This is a genomic window from Ruegeria sp. I3 (genome assembly GCF_056532525.1).
The window spans coordinates 201,127-216,661 of the sequence record NZ_JBQFNI010000007.1; the positions used below are offsets into that span (position 1 = coordinate 201,127).

The 15,535-nt window shown below is 58.3% G+C and carries 11 protein-coding genes; 4 read left to right on the forward strand and 7 right to left on the reverse strand.

The genetic code is table 11. The features are described from left to right. The first annotated feature begins 2 nt into the window (after positions 1-2). A complete protein-coding gene (locus tag ACR0L9_RS17770) occupies positions 3-1,478 on the forward strand; it encodes an NAD-dependent succinate-semialdehyde dehydrogenase (RefSeq protein ID WP_480896305.1) in 1,476 nt (491 codons plus the stop codon). 59 nt (positions 1,479-1,537) lie between these two features. Here the strand turns inward: ACR0L9_RS17770 and ACR0L9_RS17775 are convergent, their stop codons facing one another. From ACR0L9_RS17775 to ACR0L9_RS17795, 5 genes are all read right to left on the reverse strand, one after another. Continuing rightward, the gene (locus ACR0L9_RS17775) at positions 1,538-2,743 is read right to left on the reverse strand and encodes an MFS transporter (RefSeq protein WP_170407966.1); all 1,206 of its coding nucleotides are present in this window, start codon (positions 2,741-2,743) and stop codon (positions 1,538-1,540) included. Between the two features lie 86 nt (positions 2,744-2,829). Continuing rightward, positions 2,830-4,581 carry a gamma-glutamyltransferase gene (gene ggt, locus ACR0L9_RS17780; RefSeq protein ID WP_170636616.1) on the reverse strand — a complete coding sequence of 584 codons (1,752 nt, stop codon included), beginning with the start codon at positions 4,579-4,581 and terminating at the stop codon, positions 2,830-2,832. An 84-nt stretch (positions 4,582-4,665) separates the two neighbouring features. Continuing rightward, the gene (locus ACR0L9_RS17785; RefSeq protein ID WP_170397943.1) at positions 4,666-5,097 is read right to left on the reverse strand and encodes a universal stress protein; all 432 of its coding nucleotides are present in this window, start codon (positions 5,095-5,097) and stop codon (positions 4,666-4,668) included. Continuing rightward, entirely contained in the window at positions 5,094-7,703 is a 2,610-nt protein-coding gene (locus ACR0L9_RS17790) for a TRAP transporter permease (protein ID WP_480896306.1), read from the reverse strand. Before ACR0L9_RS17790 ends, ACR0L9_RS17785 begins: the two co-directional genes overlap by 4 nt. A gap of 107 nt (positions 7,704-7,810) precedes the next feature. After that, the gene (locus ACR0L9_RS17795; RefSeq protein ID WP_170397937.1) at positions 7,811-8,773 is read right to left on the reverse strand and encodes a TAXI family TRAP transporter solute-binding subunit; all 963 of its coding nucleotides are present in this window, start codon (positions 8,771-8,773) and stop codon (positions 7,811-7,813) included. 242 nt (positions 8,774-9,015) lie between these two features. Here ACR0L9_RS17795 and ACR0L9_RS17800 point away from each other — a divergent pair, with 242 nt between their 5' ends. The 3 genes from ACR0L9_RS17800 to ACR0L9_RS17810 are packed head-to-tail and all read left to right on the forward strand — an operon-like array spanning position 9,016 to position 12,766. Beyond that, positions 9,016-11,406, forward strand: coding sequence for an ATP-binding protein (locus ACR0L9_RS17800; RefSeq protein WP_480896307.1), 2,391 nt, complete (start codon positions 9,016-9,018; stop codon positions 11,404-11,406). Continuing rightward, entirely contained in the window at positions 11,403-12,020 is a 618-nt protein-coding gene (locus tag ACR0L9_RS17805) for a response regulator transcription factor (protein WP_170397932.1), read from the forward strand. Before ACR0L9_RS17800 ends, ACR0L9_RS17805 begins: the two co-directional genes overlap by 4 nt. Beyond that, positions 12,017-12,766 (forward strand): PhnD/SsuA/transferrin family substrate-binding protein, encoded by a 750-nt coding sequence (locus ACR0L9_RS17810; protein ID WP_170625375.1) that lies wholly within the window; start codon positions 12,017-12,019, stop codon positions 12,764-12,766. Before ACR0L9_RS17805 ends, ACR0L9_RS17810 begins: the two co-directional genes overlap by 4 nt. 127 nt (positions 12,767-12,893) lie before the next feature. Here ACR0L9_RS17810 and ACR0L9_RS17815 read toward each other — a convergent pair whose 3' ends face one another. Both ACR0L9_RS17815 and ACR0L9_RS17820 read right to left on the reverse strand, forming a co-directional pair. Beyond that, positions 12,894-14,405 carry a heme biosynthesis HemY N-terminal domain-containing protein gene (locus ACR0L9_RS17815; protein ID WP_480896308.1) on the reverse strand — a complete coding sequence of 504 codons (1,512 nt, stop codon included), beginning with the start codon at positions 14,403-14,405 and terminating at the stop codon, positions 12,894-12,896. Between the two features lie 10 nt (positions 14,406-14,415). Further along, on the reverse strand, positions 14,416-15,535 hold a 1,120-nt coding region (locus ACR0L9_RS17820; protein ID WP_480896309.1), incomplete at its 5' end, for a COG4223 family protein.

A 15,535-nucleotide genomic window follows, 5' to 3' on the forward strand; every position in this document is an offset into this window, starting at 1 on the left:
ACATGCTGGATACCAAAGTGACCAAGCTGGAGCTGAAAGATCCCAGCCTTCTGGAACCCCGCGCCTATATCAACGGTGAATGGGTCGAAGGTGAGGCAACGTTCCCTGTCTACAACCCTGCAACCGGTGATCTGATCGCCAATGTGACAGATGTCAGCATCGAAGGCACAACACAGACCATCGATGCAGCTTACGCTGCGAAGAAGGAATGGGCTGCTCAGACTGGCAAGGAACGCGCCGCCATTCTGCGCAAATGGTTCGACCTGATGGTCGAAAACGCAGACGATCTGGCAACCATCCTGACCGCCGAGATGGGTAAACCCTGGCCCGAGGCGCGCGGTGAAATCCTATATGGCGCGTCCTTTATCGAGTGGTTCTCGGAAGAGGCCAAGCGTGTATACGGCGACGTCATCCCCGGCCACCAGCGCGACAAGCGCATCGTGGTGCTGAAGCAGCCCGTGGGCGTAGTGGGATCAATCACGCCTTGGAATTTCCCCAACGCGATGATCGCGCGCAAAGTTGGCCCGGCGCTGGCCGTGGGCTGTACCTTTGTGGCGCGCCCAGCGACGCTGACGCCGCTGTCGGCGACGGCGATGGCGGTTTTGGGTGAACGTGCAGGTATACCGGCGGGCGTGTTCAACGTGATCCCGGGCACCGACAGCTCAGGCGTCGGTAATGAGCTTTGCACCAATGACAAGGTCGCCAAGATCACATTCACCGGCTCGACCCGTGTAGGACAGATCCTGATGCGTCAGGCGGCGGGCACCATCAAGAAGATGTCGCTGGAACTGGGCGGTAACGCACCATTCATCGTCTTTGACGATGCCGACGTGGATGCCGCCGTGGATGGCGCGATGATCGCGAAGTTCCGCAACAATGGCCAGACCTGCGTCTGTGCCAACCGCATCTATGTGCAGGCGGGCGTCTATGACGAGTTTGCTGCCAAGCTGGCCGAGAAGACCAAATCTTTGAATGTCGGCGACGGCTTTGGCGACGGCATCACCACAGGTCCCCTGATCAATCAGGCGGCGGTCGACAAAGTTGAAGAACATATATCGGACGCGGTTTCCAAAGGGGCGACTGTAACGCTGGGCGGCAAACGCTCGGATCTGGGTGGGACATTCTTTGAACCCACCGTTCTGACTGGCGTAACCCGCGACATGGTTGTGGCAAAGGACGAAACCTTCGGCCCCGTCGCTCCGCTGTTCAAATTCGAGGAAGAAGACGACGTCGTCAACATGGCCAATGACAGCGAGTTCGGCCTGGCCTCGTATTTCTACAGCCGCGATCTGGCGCGCGTCTGGCGTGTGGCCGAGGCGCTGGAATCGGGCATGGTGGGCATCAACACTGGCCTGATCTCGACCGAAGTCGCCCCGTTCGGCGGTGTCAAACAATCCGGTCTAGGCCGTGAGGGTTCGAAATACGGGATCGAGGATTTCCTTGAGATGAAATATCTCTGCATGGGTGAAATTCAGTAAGCGCCTCGTGCCTTGAAAATTCAACGCACTCGCAGTCCGCTGCGGGTGCGTTTTTCGTTTCAGACCGATGCGTGCCCGCGCAGACGGAACACCAACGGCATCATCACCAAGACCAGAGCCGCCGAGAAAAAGAACGGTGCGCCGGGCAGATAAGTGCCTTCGCCATCGACCGACGCCTGAAAGATGCCGGTCATCACCAAAGGCGACAGAACCGCAGCGACAGAAGACAGTGACGCGATGACTCCCTGCACCACGCCCTGCCGGTCTTCGTCCGCCTGGTTCGAGGCCATAGCCGTGATCAAGGCAGGCACGAGGTCGGACAGCGCGGCAAGCAGAATAAAGATGACAAGGGCCGTAACCGTTACGGTAAACCCAAAGCCGATCATTCCGACCAATGCCGATACCATCCCCAGCAGCAGGGTCCGGTAGTCGCCGATCCAGCGAATGAAGACCGGCATCAGTCCGGCTTGGACGAAGGCCAACAGCACGCCGTATGCAGCCAGCGACAGGCCGATATACAGCGTGGACCAGCCAAACACCTCTCGTATCCAGAAGGCCCAGAGGGTGGGGTAGACCATGTTGGCAAATTCAAAGATGAAAATGCACAGCAGCGGCACTGCCAGCCCCGGAAAGCGGAAGGCGTCAAAGATCGATTTGAACGGGTTCAGGTCGCGCTTGCCAAAGGGGCGGCGTTTTTCTGGTTTCAGGCTCTCGGGCAGGACGAATACTCCGAACAAGGCGTTGGCGGCGGACAAGACCGCGGCAATCCAGAACGGCGCAGTAATGCTGATCCCGGCAGCGATGCCGCCGATGGCCGGTCCAAGCACAAACCCAATCCCGAAGGCCGCCCCGATCAGGCCGAAATTCGCCGCCTTCTCGGTCGGTGATGATATGTCAGCGATGTAAGCCGTTGCGGTGATATAGGTCGCCCCCGCAAGCCCCGCGAGCGTCCGTCCCAGAAGAAGCAGCCAAAACGTTTCGGCCAGCGCCATGATCACATAATCCAGCGCCAACATGGTCAGTGCCGCGATCAGGATCGGCCTGCGGCCGACCGCATCTGAAATGCTGCCGACAATGGGTCCGCACAGGAACAGCGCCCCGGCATAGGCGGCCATCAGCAGCCCACCCCAAAAAGCCCCCTGCCCGGTATTGCCCGCACCGACGCGATCCATCAGGTCGGGCATGATCGGGAACACGATGCCGATACCGATGGCATCAATCATCAGCGTGATCAGGATAAAGGTTATCGCGCGGCTTTTGAACATACCGCCCTATCGGACGAGTACGCTGTTAAAGCAAGAGAAAAGGGCTGCGTGGTACAATTGTCCAACAGCCCTTTTGCAGTTCGCCTTTATTGGCCTAGTGCCACGCCTTCGCGGCGCGGATCAGCCGCTCCGATCAGCTGGCCATCCTTGATCAGGATGGCGTGAAGCCCACTGTTGAGATCGACCTGTTTGACCTCATGCCCCTTGGCTGTCAGAGCATCAGCGAATTCGGCAGCGGATGTTCCCTGCTCAAGATCCATCGCAGACCCGTTGCGATGCACAAAATGCCCGGTTTCGATGGCATCCTGCGGGTCCATTTCCCAATCCAGGATCGCAATGATCGTTTTGGCCACATAGTTGATAATGCGGCTACCGCCGGGTGAACCGATCAGCAGATAGGGCTCACCATCCTTCATCACGATAGTTGGTGACATCGAACTGCGCGGGCGTTTGCCACCCTCAACGCGGTTGGCCACCAGACGGTCGCCATCCTTTGGTGCGCGGTCGAAATCGGTGAGTTCGTTGTTCAGCAAGAAACCCCGCACAAAAACTCGGCTGCCAAAGGCGGTCTCAATAGTGGTCGTCATCGACAGCGCGTTGCCGTACTGATCTCGGATCACGATATGGCTGGTGCCGGGACGACCCGGGTTTTGCGAGGGCGCAAACAGGGCGGTGTGATCACGTGGCGGCTCACCTGCCTGACGCTTCTCGCTGGCTGCAGCAGGGTCGATCATCTCCGAGCGCAGCTTTAGATAGTCCGCGTCCAGCAGACCCTTGACCGGTACATCGATAAAATCGCCGTCGGCCATGTAAAGCGCGCGGTCGGCATAGGCCAGCTTGGCGGCCTCGGCATAGAGATGCGCCATCTCGGCGTTCCAACCGGTGCCTTCGAGGTCGAAGTTGCTGAGGATCCCCAGAATCTGCCCGACGGTCAGGCCGCCGGAGGTTGGTGGGCCCATTCCGCAAACATCGTAACCGCGATAATCGGCGCAGACGGCGGGGCGGATTTTGACGCGGTAGTCGGCCAGGTCTTCAAGCGTGATGTTGTTTTCAACCTTGGATGTGGCATCCACTGCGGCCACGATATCTTCGGCGATGGGGCCGCTATAGAAGGCGCCTGCGCCCTGATCGGCCAGAATGCGCAGGGTTTCGGCAAACTCGGGGTTCCGTAGTAAGGTTCCAGCCTGCAGCGGCGTGTCATCTTCGTTGAAGAAATACGCTTTGCCCGCCGGGAACACACCGACTGAGCGCTCACGTTCAATCGTGCTTTGGATCGAGTTTGCCATGCGGGGCGAAACCTCAAACCCCTGCTCGGCCTGATCGATGGTAGACTGGAACAGCGAGGCCCAGTCTTTCTTGCCATAGAGGTTATGGGTCACTTCCATCAGGCGCAGAATGCCCGGAACGCCAACAGATTGTCCGCCTACAACAGCTTCGGGCCACGGCATCTTTTCCCCGTCCGGCAACAGGAACCGTTCAGGCGTGGCCTTGGCCGGCGCCTTTTCGCGCGCATCAAAGGTGGTCAGAGTTTTAGCCGACGCATCCCAATACAGCATGAACGCACCACCGCCGATGCCCGATGATTGCGGTTCAACCAGATTGAGCATCAGCTGCACGGCAATCATCGCATCTGCGGCTGTGCCACCTGCGGCCAGCACATCATATCCCGCTTTGGCAGCAATGGGATTGGCGGCCGAGACCATGAACTCGGTGCCAGTCACCGAGTTTTTGTCCTCCCAACCATAGCCATATTCCGGCGCAGGGTCCTGCGCATTGGCCGCGCAAGCGACAACACCCAACGCCAGAACGGCGCCGGTTTTCATGAATGTCTTCATCATAGAAATCTCCCGGTAAGGATCTGCGAGATTGGCTACTGAGTAACAAGCTTCAAATGGCAGATTCTCAGCTTAAATCCGATCGATTTACCGCACAACATATACTGACGTGTGCGAATGCCTCACGACGCGCGCCGCATTCGGACCAAGCAAATAGTCTTTCAAGTCAGGCTTATGCGCGCCGATCACGATCAAGTCCGAGCCCGCGCCTTCCGCGGTTTTGAGAATCTCCTGATAGGCGCTGCCAGTTGCCACCACATGACGGACCTTGGCGTTGCGCTCTTCCCCCAGCGTGGCGGCGCAGAGGGCGACCAGCTTTTCATGAGCCTCTTCAATCACCTTTTCGTGGTGGTGGGGCTCAAAAAAACTGCTGACAAAGCCTTCGCCATAGTCAGGTGTCACGGTCACGACATCCAGCCGCGCGCCATCCATTTCGGCCAGCGCTGCGGCGCGTTCAAGGACAGCAACATCAAGATCGCCATTGCTGATATCCACGGCGCACAGAATTGCTTGGGTCATGCGGGTTCTCCCTGTTTTGCGGCGCGGCCGCGCTGGAGGAAGGCGACAAGACCCAACAGGATCAGCGCCGGGATAAAGATCAGCTCTTTCGCGGGCTGGCTTTGCGGGGCCTGAATGCTGGTGATGCGAACGGCATCGTCAGCATAATAGTCGAACATATCCAGCTCATCCGCGACCGGCGTACCGAACATCGGCTCGTCGAGCTTGACCAGACCATCCTCTTCCAGCGTCATCAGGCCCAGAGCGTCAATGCGTGCTGTGCCGTCGGCCCCTTCCGGAATGTCCAGAACAACGGTGGTTTCGGTCATATTGCCAGTGTCAAAGTCCGGACCTGCGACCTCAATCCGCATGGTGCTGCCGGGTGCGGCCTCACCCACGGCCTGTGTCAGCTGTGCCGGTTCGATCTGCGCAAAGGGCGGTGCGATGCGGTTCATGAAGAAATCCGGACGGAACAGCGCAAAGGCGATCAGAATCAGCGCCACGCTTTCATAGATGCGGTTCTTGGTCAGGAACCAGCCCATGGTACCGGCGGTAAAGATCAGGATCGCGATGGTCGCAGAGACGGCCACAAGAATGCCCTGTACCCAACCCACATCGATTAGCAACAGATCGGTGTTGAAGATGAACACGAAAGGCAGTGCCACGGTGCGCAAGCTGTAGAAGAAGGCGGTGAAACCGGTCTTAATCGCATCCCCACCAGAAACGGCGGCGGCTGCAAAGCTCGCCAGACCAACCGGCGGTGTCACATCAGCCATGATACCGAAGTAGAACACGAACAGGTGCACCGCGATCAGCGGCACGATCAGCCCATCCTGCGCGCCCAATTCCACGACCACACCCGCCATCAGCGAGCTGACCACGATATAGTTCGCCGTAGTCGGCAAACCCATCCCGAGGATCAGGCTGAGCAGACCCACCAGCGCGAGCATGGCGATCAGGTTACCGCCTGACAGGAACTCGACCAGATCGGCCATCACTTGGCCCACGCCGGTCAGCGTCACGGTGCCCACGATCACACCCGCAGTGGCGGTGGCCAGCGCGATACCAATCATGTTGCGCGCGCCGTCGATCAGACCATTCCACAGGTCGACGACACCGGCCTTGAAGGCATTCGCGGTGTCACTTTCACCCCGGAAGATCGACTTGAGCGGTTTCTGCGTCAGCAGGATCACGAACAACAGCGAAGTCGCCCAGAAGGCTGATAGGCCCGGTGATTTCTGTTCGATCATCAGGAAATAGACCAGCACGATGATCGGTAGCAGGTAATGCAGACCGGCCTTGTAGATTTCGGCAATTACCGGCAGTTCAACCTCTTTGGCATTAGGATCGTCAGGCACCAAGTCCTCTACTCCGGAAGCCAGCCAAAGCAGGATCAGATAGGCCAAAACGATCAGCGCCGACAGGACCAGACCCGACGCATCGGGCATGAGCGCGACAATCGCTTTGATCGGGTACTGGATGCCATAGCACAGCCCGGCAAAGCCCACGAAGAACAGCGCCATTCCACCGATTGTGCGCCCCATCGAAACGACGCGGTCGCCCAGCGTCGGCATGTTCCGCTTCACCGCTTCAAGATGCACAATGTAGACCAGCGCGATGTAGGAAATCGCAGCAGGCAGGAAGGCGTGGGTGATCACCTCAACGTATGAGATGCCCACATATTCCACCATCAGGAAGGCAGCAGCGCCCATCACCGGTGGCATGATCTGGCCGTTCACGGATGAGGCGACCTCAACCGAGCCCGCTTGTTCGCTGGAAAAGCCCACACGCTTCATCAGTGGGATAGTGAAGGTGCCGGTCGTGACAACGTTCGCAATGGACGAGCCCGAGATCAGGCCGGTCGCCGCAGAACCAACAACAGCCGCTTTGGCCGGGCCACCGCGCAGGTGCCCCAGCGCGCCAAAGGCCATCTTGATAAAGTAGTTGCCCGCGCCCGCCTTATCGAGCAGGGCGCCGAAAAGAACGAACAGGAAGACGAACTTGGTCGACACGCCCAGCGCGATGCCAAAGACACCTTCGGACGTGATCCACATATGGCTCATCGCCTTTTGCAGGCTGGCACCTTTCCAACGGATCACCTCGGGTACCCATTCGGATGCGCCGAAGAAGACATAGGCCAGAAAGATCGTGGCAATGATGGCCATCGCGGGGCCAAGCGCGCGACGCGCGGCTTCGAACAACAACAGAAGGCCAACAAGGGCGAACCATTTGTCTGTGTCGTCCGCGAGACCGCCTGCATCAACGATCTTTTGGTAGAAGAAATAACCGTACAGCGCCAGAAACGCGCCCACGATGCCCATGATCCAATCCTGGATCGGAATGTAATCCCGCGGGCTGGATTTAAGCGCCGGATAGGCCGAGAAGGCCAGGAACATCGCAAAGGCCAGATGAATCTGGCGCGAGTTGTTCACCACGCTGCCCGGCAGCAGATAATTCGACAAGGGTGAGGCCAGAACGACCTGAAACACCGACCACAAGACCGCAACGATCGCCAGAAACAGCCCGACATTTCCCGCCGGATCACGCGCGCCTGCATCTGATGAGGCAACCAGTTCCTGAAGCTCTTCTTCGGAAAGAGGGCGATTGCCCTGTGTGTCGGAACTCATGTTGGTATCTCCCTGTCCTTCGGCCTTGGTTTTTACGGCCGTCTTGTCTCCGGTTTAGCCCGGATATGAATCGGGGCGCCCCGAAAGGCGCCCCGTGTCAGGTCTGGTTACTGAATCCAGCCTTTTTCTTTGTAGTACTTCTCAGCACCCGGATGCAGCGGTGCCGACAGGCCGTCCGCAATCATCTCTTCTGGTTTCAGGTTGGCAAATGCCGGGTGCAGCTTTTTGAAGTCATCGAAGTTCTCGAAGACCGAGCTGACAACCGCATAAACCGCGTCTTCCGACACGTCAGCCGAAGTCACGAAGGTTGCACCAACACCAAATGTCGAGGTGTCACCATCCGAACCACGATACATGCCACCTGGGATGGTTGCGGTACGGTAGAAGGAGTTGTCACCAACCAGCTTGTCAACCGCGTCGCCGCTGACGTTCACCAGAACCGAGTCACAGGCGGTGGTTGCTTCCTGGATCGAACCCGATGGGTGACCAACGGTGTAAACCATCGCATCGATCTGGTTGTCGCACAGGGCAGCGGACTGTTCAGCCGCCTTCAGCTCGGTCGCCAGTTCGAAATCGTCGGTGGTCCAACCCATTTCGCCCAGCAGCACTTCCATGGTGCCACGCTGACCGGAACCGGGATTGCCGATATTGACGCGCTTGCCCTTCAGGTCTTCGAAATTCGAGATACCCGCGTCGGCACGCGCCACAACCGTGAACGGCTCTGGGTGTACCGAGAACACGGCACGCAGGTTCTCAAACGGGCCGGCTTCTTCGAATTTCGAGCTGCCGTTGAATGCGTGGTACTGCCAGTCCGACTGTGCCACCCCAAACTCAAGCTCGCCTTCGCGAATGGTGTTGATGTTGTAAACCGACCCCCCAGTCGACTCCACCGAACACCGGACCCCGTGCTCTTTCCGGCCCTTGTTGACCAGACGGCAGATCGCGCCACCCGTCGGGTAATAGACACCCGTAACGCCGCCAGTTCCGATCGTGATAAATTCTTCAGCATATGCCGCTGGTGCCATCAGGGCCGCCGCGGCAAATGCGGTGATTGAGGTTTTCTTGAACACTTTGACACTCCTGTTGTCAGTCTTTTTTGATCTGTGGGGTGCCTGAAACCTTTCAGAACACAACAGAAAAAATCGCACTGGAATCAGGCCCCCCGATGATAAAGAGGAAAGCGAAACCAAACAGCAGGTGTCTATACGGTAGATTACGTATAGGCTCGGATTCAGATATAGGGGAAAGAGGGTAACTGATCACATTCTGTGACTGTGATACCGACCCGTGCAGAAGGTCGTTTGGACAAGAATTGAACTACGCAGGGCAACAAGAAATACGCCAGGACCACACTGAGCCAGCCCGCAGGCGAAGATCGCTGCGCGCCACGCTTGCGCTGTGTTTGGGCGGGCTGCAGTTCATCGCCATCCTTTCGGTGATCCTGTCGACCTTTGTCAGCTCGGAGAACGCGCTGTTGCGGCAATCCCGAACATCACTGAACGAAGTCAGTGTCAATGTCATCGGCCAAGTCAAAAGTTTTCTGAACCCCGCCCGGCAGGCCTTGGATGCAACTCGGCGACTTGCTGAAAATGACGTACTGGATATCAGCGATCCTGGCGTATTGGAAAGCCATTTTTTTCAGCAGCTACAGGTCGCGCCTCAACTCGCAGGGATGTATCTGGCCGATGCGACGGGCAGGTTTGTCTACGTCATGCGCGCGGAAGAGCCCGGACGCTATCGCACCAAGTTCGTTCCGCCATTCCTGCCCGGCACCGCGGAACATCCCGCCGATTTCCAATGGCGCAACGATCAGTTCACATTGCTGGAAACGGCCACTACCCAGACTGACACCTATGAGGCGCGCACCCGGCCCTGGTTCAGAATGGTGACCGAAGCCAAAGCACCGATCTGGACAGAGCCTTATATCTTCTTCACCACGCGCCAGCCGGGAATCACTTATAGTGTCCCCATATTGGACGATACCGGAGCTATCCGTGCCATTTTGGGTGTCGATATCCAGATCGACGCCCTGTCGGGGTTCCTGCTGGACATCTGGTCGGAACGACGCGGTGCCGCGCTGGTTCTGAACGAAAATGGCGCGGTGCTGGCGCATCCAACGCTGGTGCTGATCCGGCAGGAAGCACATATGGAAGCGCCCGAGCTGACGCGTGTGGACCAAATCGCAGACCCCATCGCGCAAAAGGCGTTCGGAGATGTCGTGCAAACCGGTCTGAGCGACACGGAAGGACCGGTTCATACCGATTTCCAGCTGAACGGTCAGGACTATGTGGCGATGCTGATCGAGGTGTCCGAGCCGGGGCTGCGTTGGTTGATCGGGCTTTATGCGGCCGAGGACAACTTTATTGGCGAGATCAAGAAGAACCGGACGCAAGGCGTCTGGATCGCGCTTGCCATTGCCATTCTGACGGGCGCAATTGGTTTGGCCATGGCCGACCGGATTTATGCCCCTGTGCGCACCTTCGCCAGCCAGAGCCAGCAATTGCGCAGCGGAGAGATCACCACCGAAGAAGGCCTGCACAGCCCCTATCGCGAGCTGGAAGATACCGGTGCGGCTCTGACTCAGGAAGTTCGGCAACGGCAACGGTTCGAAACCGCCTATGGCCGCACCTTCGATCTGGCCTCGCGCGGGATGGCGCAGATCTCGCCCGAAACGGGGCGGTTTCTGCGGACCAACGAACAGCTGTGCGATATCATGGGATATCAGCCGAATGAATTGGAGAAGATGACGCTGGCCGACATCCTGCCGGAAGATGAACAGCAGATCGCGGTCAAGTTTCGCGAAACCCTTCTGCAGGATTCCGAGTTCATCGCCGAGAACCAGTTTATTCGAAAAGACGGATCCCCCATCTGGTTGCGGGTCAATGCCATCCTCATCCGCGATGAAAGCGGGACCCCTGATCATGCGGTTGCCATTATCGACAACGTCAGCGATCGAAAGCAGGCCGAGGATGAAGTAAGCCGCCTCAGCCGCGATCTGTCCCATGTGGCACGGGTCAACCTGATGGGCGAGATGGCCTCGGGGCTGGCGCATGAGCTGAACCAACCGCTAAGCGCGATTTCCTATAATGTCGACGCCGCGAAGATCACGCTGGATGAAATCGGCGATCCCGATCCTGAGGTTATAGAAATCCTTTCGGACATCGACCGCCAGTCGCGCCGTGCGGGCGACATCATCCGCGCCCTGCGTGATGTGGTGCGTAAGGATCGCGGACGTCAGACTCCGTTTGAACTGAACGGGCTGATCCGGCAAACCGTCAGCCTGATGGACGCCGAGGCGAAGTTACACGAGATCAAGCTGCTTTATGAAGAAACCGACCTTCCTCTTGTCATCGGAAACCGGACGCAGATCGCTCAGGTTCTGGTTAACCTGTTGCGCAACGCGATCGACGCCTTGGCCCTGGATCCGGATGGCAAGGGTAAAATCACCATCACTACAAAGACCAGCGATGAACTGGTCGAGGTGCGGGTTGAGGATAACGGGCCCGGGATTAGCGATGGTGTCACCTTGTTCAACTCGTTTGACACCCAGAAGACCGACGGGATGGGGCTGGGCCTGTCCATTTGTCGGACCATCGTCAAAGCCAATGACGGAGCCATTTGGTACGAGCCTACTGAGACGTCCGGGGCGCGCTTCTGTTTCACCCTGCAGCGCCGCGATCAGCCCAAGGAGGATCACGCATGACCTTTGAGCCGCTGGTCGTCTATATCGTCGATGACGATGAAGATGTGCGCGTCGCCTTATCACGCTCGCTCAGCAAACGCGGACTAAGGGTCGAGCATTTTGCCGATGCGCAGACATTTCTGAATCAGGTGCATGAGGACGCAAAAGGTTGCCTGATCCTGGACTATGGCATGCCCGGCATGGACGGGCTGGAATTGCAGGAACATCTGAACCGGCGCGAGTCGACCATACCGGTCATTTTCATCTCGGGTCATGGCGGCATTCCGGAATCCGTGCGGGCCACCAAGGCAGGTGCAATTGATTTTCTGGAAAAACCCTTTGACCTGCAGGTGCTGATCGAACGGATACAGGCCGCGTTTGAAATAGGCGACCGTCTGCGCGCCGAGAAATCGCGACGTCAGATGCTTGCGGATAAGCGCAGACTTTTGACCGACCGCGAGGAGCAGGTCCTGCAACATATTCTGACCCACCCCGCGCGCACGTCGAGCAAGGAGATCGCAACTGCCTTGGGTATCAGCCCCCGCACGGTAGAAATTCATCGCGGGCGCATCCAGCAGAAGGTCGGCGTGAAAACCACGATAGAGCTGTATGAACTGTTCGGGCAGATGCAATGATCGCAAGCCTGATGATGTATGCCCGCCCTCAGCTTGATGAGGCACATCTGCGATACTGGAGCCTCATCCGTGACAATCTGAACCGCGCCGGGATCGAGAGCCCTGAGCATCTGTCGCAGGACGTCGAGGAATTCTCGGTCTGGCAGCACCCGGAACTGGTGCTGAGCCAGACTTGCGGCATGCCGTACCGGACATGGCTACACGATAAGGTCGCGTTGGTTGGCACGCCAGACTATGGTCTCGACGGGTGTCCGCCCGGCTATTACCGCAGTGCTCTGGTCGTGCGCGCCGATGATCCACGCACAAATCTGATGGCGTTTCGGGAAGCGGTGTTCGCTTACAACCAGACCTTTTCGCAATCTGGCTACGCCGCGCCTTATTGGCATCTTGAGCCGCATGGCTTCTGGTTCAAGCACCGTGTGCAAACCGAAGGTCACCTGAAGTCGGCGCATGCCGTTGCGGAAGGTCACGCCGATATCGCCGCCCTTGATGCGGTTTCTTGGCGATTGATGGCTGAGTATGAAGAGTTTGCCGCATCTCTGCGGGTGTTAGAGTGGACGGACCCGACGCCTAGCCTACCATTGATCACTGCGGAGGGTAACGATCAGCAAGCGATTTTTACAGCGGTTGAACGGGCGATTGCGCAGTTGGATGATGCGGATCGTACTGCCTTGGGGATCAAAGGTCTCGTGAGGATTCCGGCCGAACGTTATCTGGACGTGCAGAACCCGCCGGGATCGGTTTAGTCGTCTTGTGTGCCGGTGTCGCCGACGACAGCCGATCGCACATAATGGCTTTGGTCGTCCTTGATCAAAATCGGTGGGCCGGGTTGTTTAAGCTGCGGAACGACGCTTTCAACGCCGAGACCGCGCGTTAGGTCTGTCGCGCGACTTCCTCCGAGACCGGCTCGGCCTTTCCCTCGATCACGTCCTCTTCGACCGGCTCTTCAATTGACTCTTCAGCACTTTCTTCAGGTTCCTCTGCCTCTTCAGCCTCTGATTGATCCTCAAGCGCGCCAACGATCAGAGGCAGCATGTGCACACCCGTCGCACTAGCAATCTCGGGCGTCTGAGGCGTCTGCCAGCTGAGCGTATCGAAGCTACCGCAGTTCTGGCACACCGGTCCCCATTCAGGCTGAATGTCGTGGCAATTGGTGCATACCCATTGCGGCCCGCGCGGTGCGTTCAGCGCCTTGGCCAGCCAACCCTGAACCACCGCGTCCGAGGCGCCCTCGCCCCGTTCAATCGCAGCCATCAGCGTGTAGGCCCGTGCATCCCCCTGCTTTTCGACAACATCACCCAGCGCGCGTCGCGCTTCGGGGAAGTCTTCGGCTACGATGTTCAGCTCGGCCAAAATCAGGCGTGTTTCCATATTCTTTGAATGAATGCGGGTCAAAGCGGTGAACCGCTTGATCCGCTGTTCAGGTGTTTCGTCTGGCGCAATCTCGGCAAAGGCATGGGCCAGATCGGGGTGAGGTTGTACTTCCCACGCCTTTTTCAGAATCTTGGTGGCTGCACGCGGTTTGCCCTTTTCGATATAGGCGCGCGCGGCCATGGCGGCTGCTGGGACAAGATCGGGTGAAAGGCGGTTTGCCTCAATCGCATGTTCCTGCTGTTCGACCGTCGCCGTGTCGTCCAGCAGCACTTTGGCCTCGGACAAAGCCAGGACTGCGTCGCGCCGTTTGAACACGTCGCGCGGCAAATACCCGGCCTTCAGCTTCGAGGTCAACGTGGACCGCGCACCGGCCCAATCCTGCGCTTTGGTCTGCAGGTTCAACAGCACATCCTGCGTTTCTTCATGCCGGGGTTTGAGGGCTAGAGCCTTCTCGGCCAGCTTGCGCGCGGTTTCATCATCGCCTTCGGCCAGCTTTTGCTTCATGATCCCGCGCACACCGACAAATCGCGTGGCGTTGTTGGTGACCAGCTTCTTGTAAGTCTCGGACGCTTTCTTGGTATCGCCGGTCATCTCGGCTGCCTGCGCCACCAGCAAATTGGTCAGTTCCGGATTGTTCAGCAGCTTCTCGGCCTTATGAGCCTTGGTCATCGCCACGCGCCCCTCACCCGAGGCCAGCGCCATCAACCCGTCCGCCAGCGCCTGATATCCTCGCTTTTCCCGACTGCGATCGAAATAACGTGAAAGGGCGGTTTCATCACCGTTTAGGAATTTCAGCGTGGCGATCAGCAGCGTAAGCAGCTTGAAGAACAACCAGACCGCAAACACCAGCACGCCCAGCGCGATCACTGATTGCAGCGGGCCCAGTGTGTATTCGGTGCCTGCGACGGTGATCTGCACGCCGCCGGATGATTCCATCAAGAACCCAGCACCCATGGCCAGCAGGCCGATAATCGCAACAAAAACAAGGATCTTTAACAATGACCACAGCATGGCAGGTCCTTCAGTTCGAGTTCAGGCTTGAAGCAAGCGTATTTGCGGCCTCGACGGCAGAGGCCCGTGTCTGCGCCGCCTGCTCCCAATCCGCCAATGCGGTCTGCGCCGCTTCGGGCAAGGATTTCAGTTCGGTCAACGCCTTAGTGACATCACCATCCGCCAACGCCGCTTGAGCGCGTGACAAGACCGCGTCCGGATCGTCGCCCTCTTGCGGGGTCACCGACCGCGCGCCTGTCTGGCGCTGCAAGAAAGCAACCAAGCCTGTGCCTTTATCGGCATCACGGGCATCCGCCAGTGCGGCGCGGGCTGCGGGGGCAAACGAGCTGCGCAGCGCCGAAAGCGTCTCAACTCCGTCCTTCGAAGATGCAGCCAAAGCATCGGGCACATCGACACCACCGGCTTTCAGTTCAGAGACCAAATCTTCATAGGGTTGACCGGCATCCAATTGACCATGCAAACGCGACAGGATGGCAGCGTTGGTCGCCGCGCGCGCTTCGGCCGAAGCTTTAGCCTCTAAAGCCTGCGCGTCTGAGACCATCTTTTCCACTTCGCTACGCTGAGCGGCCAGAGAATCCTGTAGTTTCTTCAATTCTGCCTCGAACGCGGCTGTGGCCTCGGGCGAGACATTTGCTTCAAGCGGCTGCTTCTCAAGCGCGGTCAGGCGTTCCTCAAGCGGGTCGACCTTACCGGTCAGGCCATCAACACTGCTCTTCACGGCAGTCAGATCGCTTTCGACCGGAGCAAGCTTATCCGACAACGCCTTGATCTGATCTGACAAGCCCGAGACATCGGGGCCTTCAGCAAGAGATTTTGTCAGTTGGGCAATCTGATCGGATTGTTCCGCCAGCTTCGACTCGAGCGCGGAAATTGCGTCCGAGCTATCTGCTCCTTGAGACAATAACCCGCTGTTGCCTGCAGCAAATCCGAGGCCTGCAGCAATAACCCCGCCCAACAAAGCCGGAACAAACCCACCGCGTTTTTCGACTGTGCGTTCGATCACCTTTTCTTCGGTCGGCTCGGCCCTGTTCAGGGCTTCGGCTTCGGCTTCGGCTTCGGCTTCGGCTTCGGCTTCGGCTTCGGCTTCGGCTTCGGCTTCGGCTTCGGCTTCGGCTTCGGCTTCGGCTTCG

Bases quoted from the DNA above. Each gene is read 5' to 3' on its own strand.
- ACR0L9_RS17815 (WP_480896308.1), bottom strand. From the start codon at position 14,405: ATGCTGTGGTCATTGTTAAAGATCCTTGTTTTTGTTGCGATTATCGGC.
- ACR0L9_RS17770 (WP_480896305.1), top strand. From the start codon at position 3: ATGCTGGATACCAAAGTGACCAAGCTGGAGCTGAAAGATCCCAGCCTT.
- ACR0L9_RS17805 (WP_170397932.1), top strand. From the start codon at position 11,403: ATGACCTTTGAGCCGCTGGTCGTCTATATCGTCGATGACGATGAAGAT.
- ACR0L9_RS17785 (WP_170397943.1), bottom strand. From the start codon at position 5,097: ATGACCCAAGCAATTCTGTGCGCCGTGGATATCAGCAATGGCGATCTT.
- ACR0L9_RS17810 (WP_170625375.1), top strand. From the start codon at position 12,017: ATGATCGCAAGCCTGATGATGTATGCCCGCCCTCAGCTTGATGAGGCA.
- ACR0L9_RS17790 (WP_480896306.1), bottom strand. From the start codon at position 7,703: ATGAGTTCCGACACACAGGGCAATCGCCCTCTTTCCGAAGAAGAGCTT.
- ACR0L9_RS17775 (WP_170407966.1), bottom strand. From the start codon at position 2,743: ATGTTCAAAAGCCGCGCGATAACCTTTATCCTGATCACGCTGATGATT.
- ggt (WP_170636616.1), bottom strand. From the start codon at position 4,581: ATGATGAAGACATTCATGAAAACCGGCGCCGTTCTGGCGTTGGGTGTT.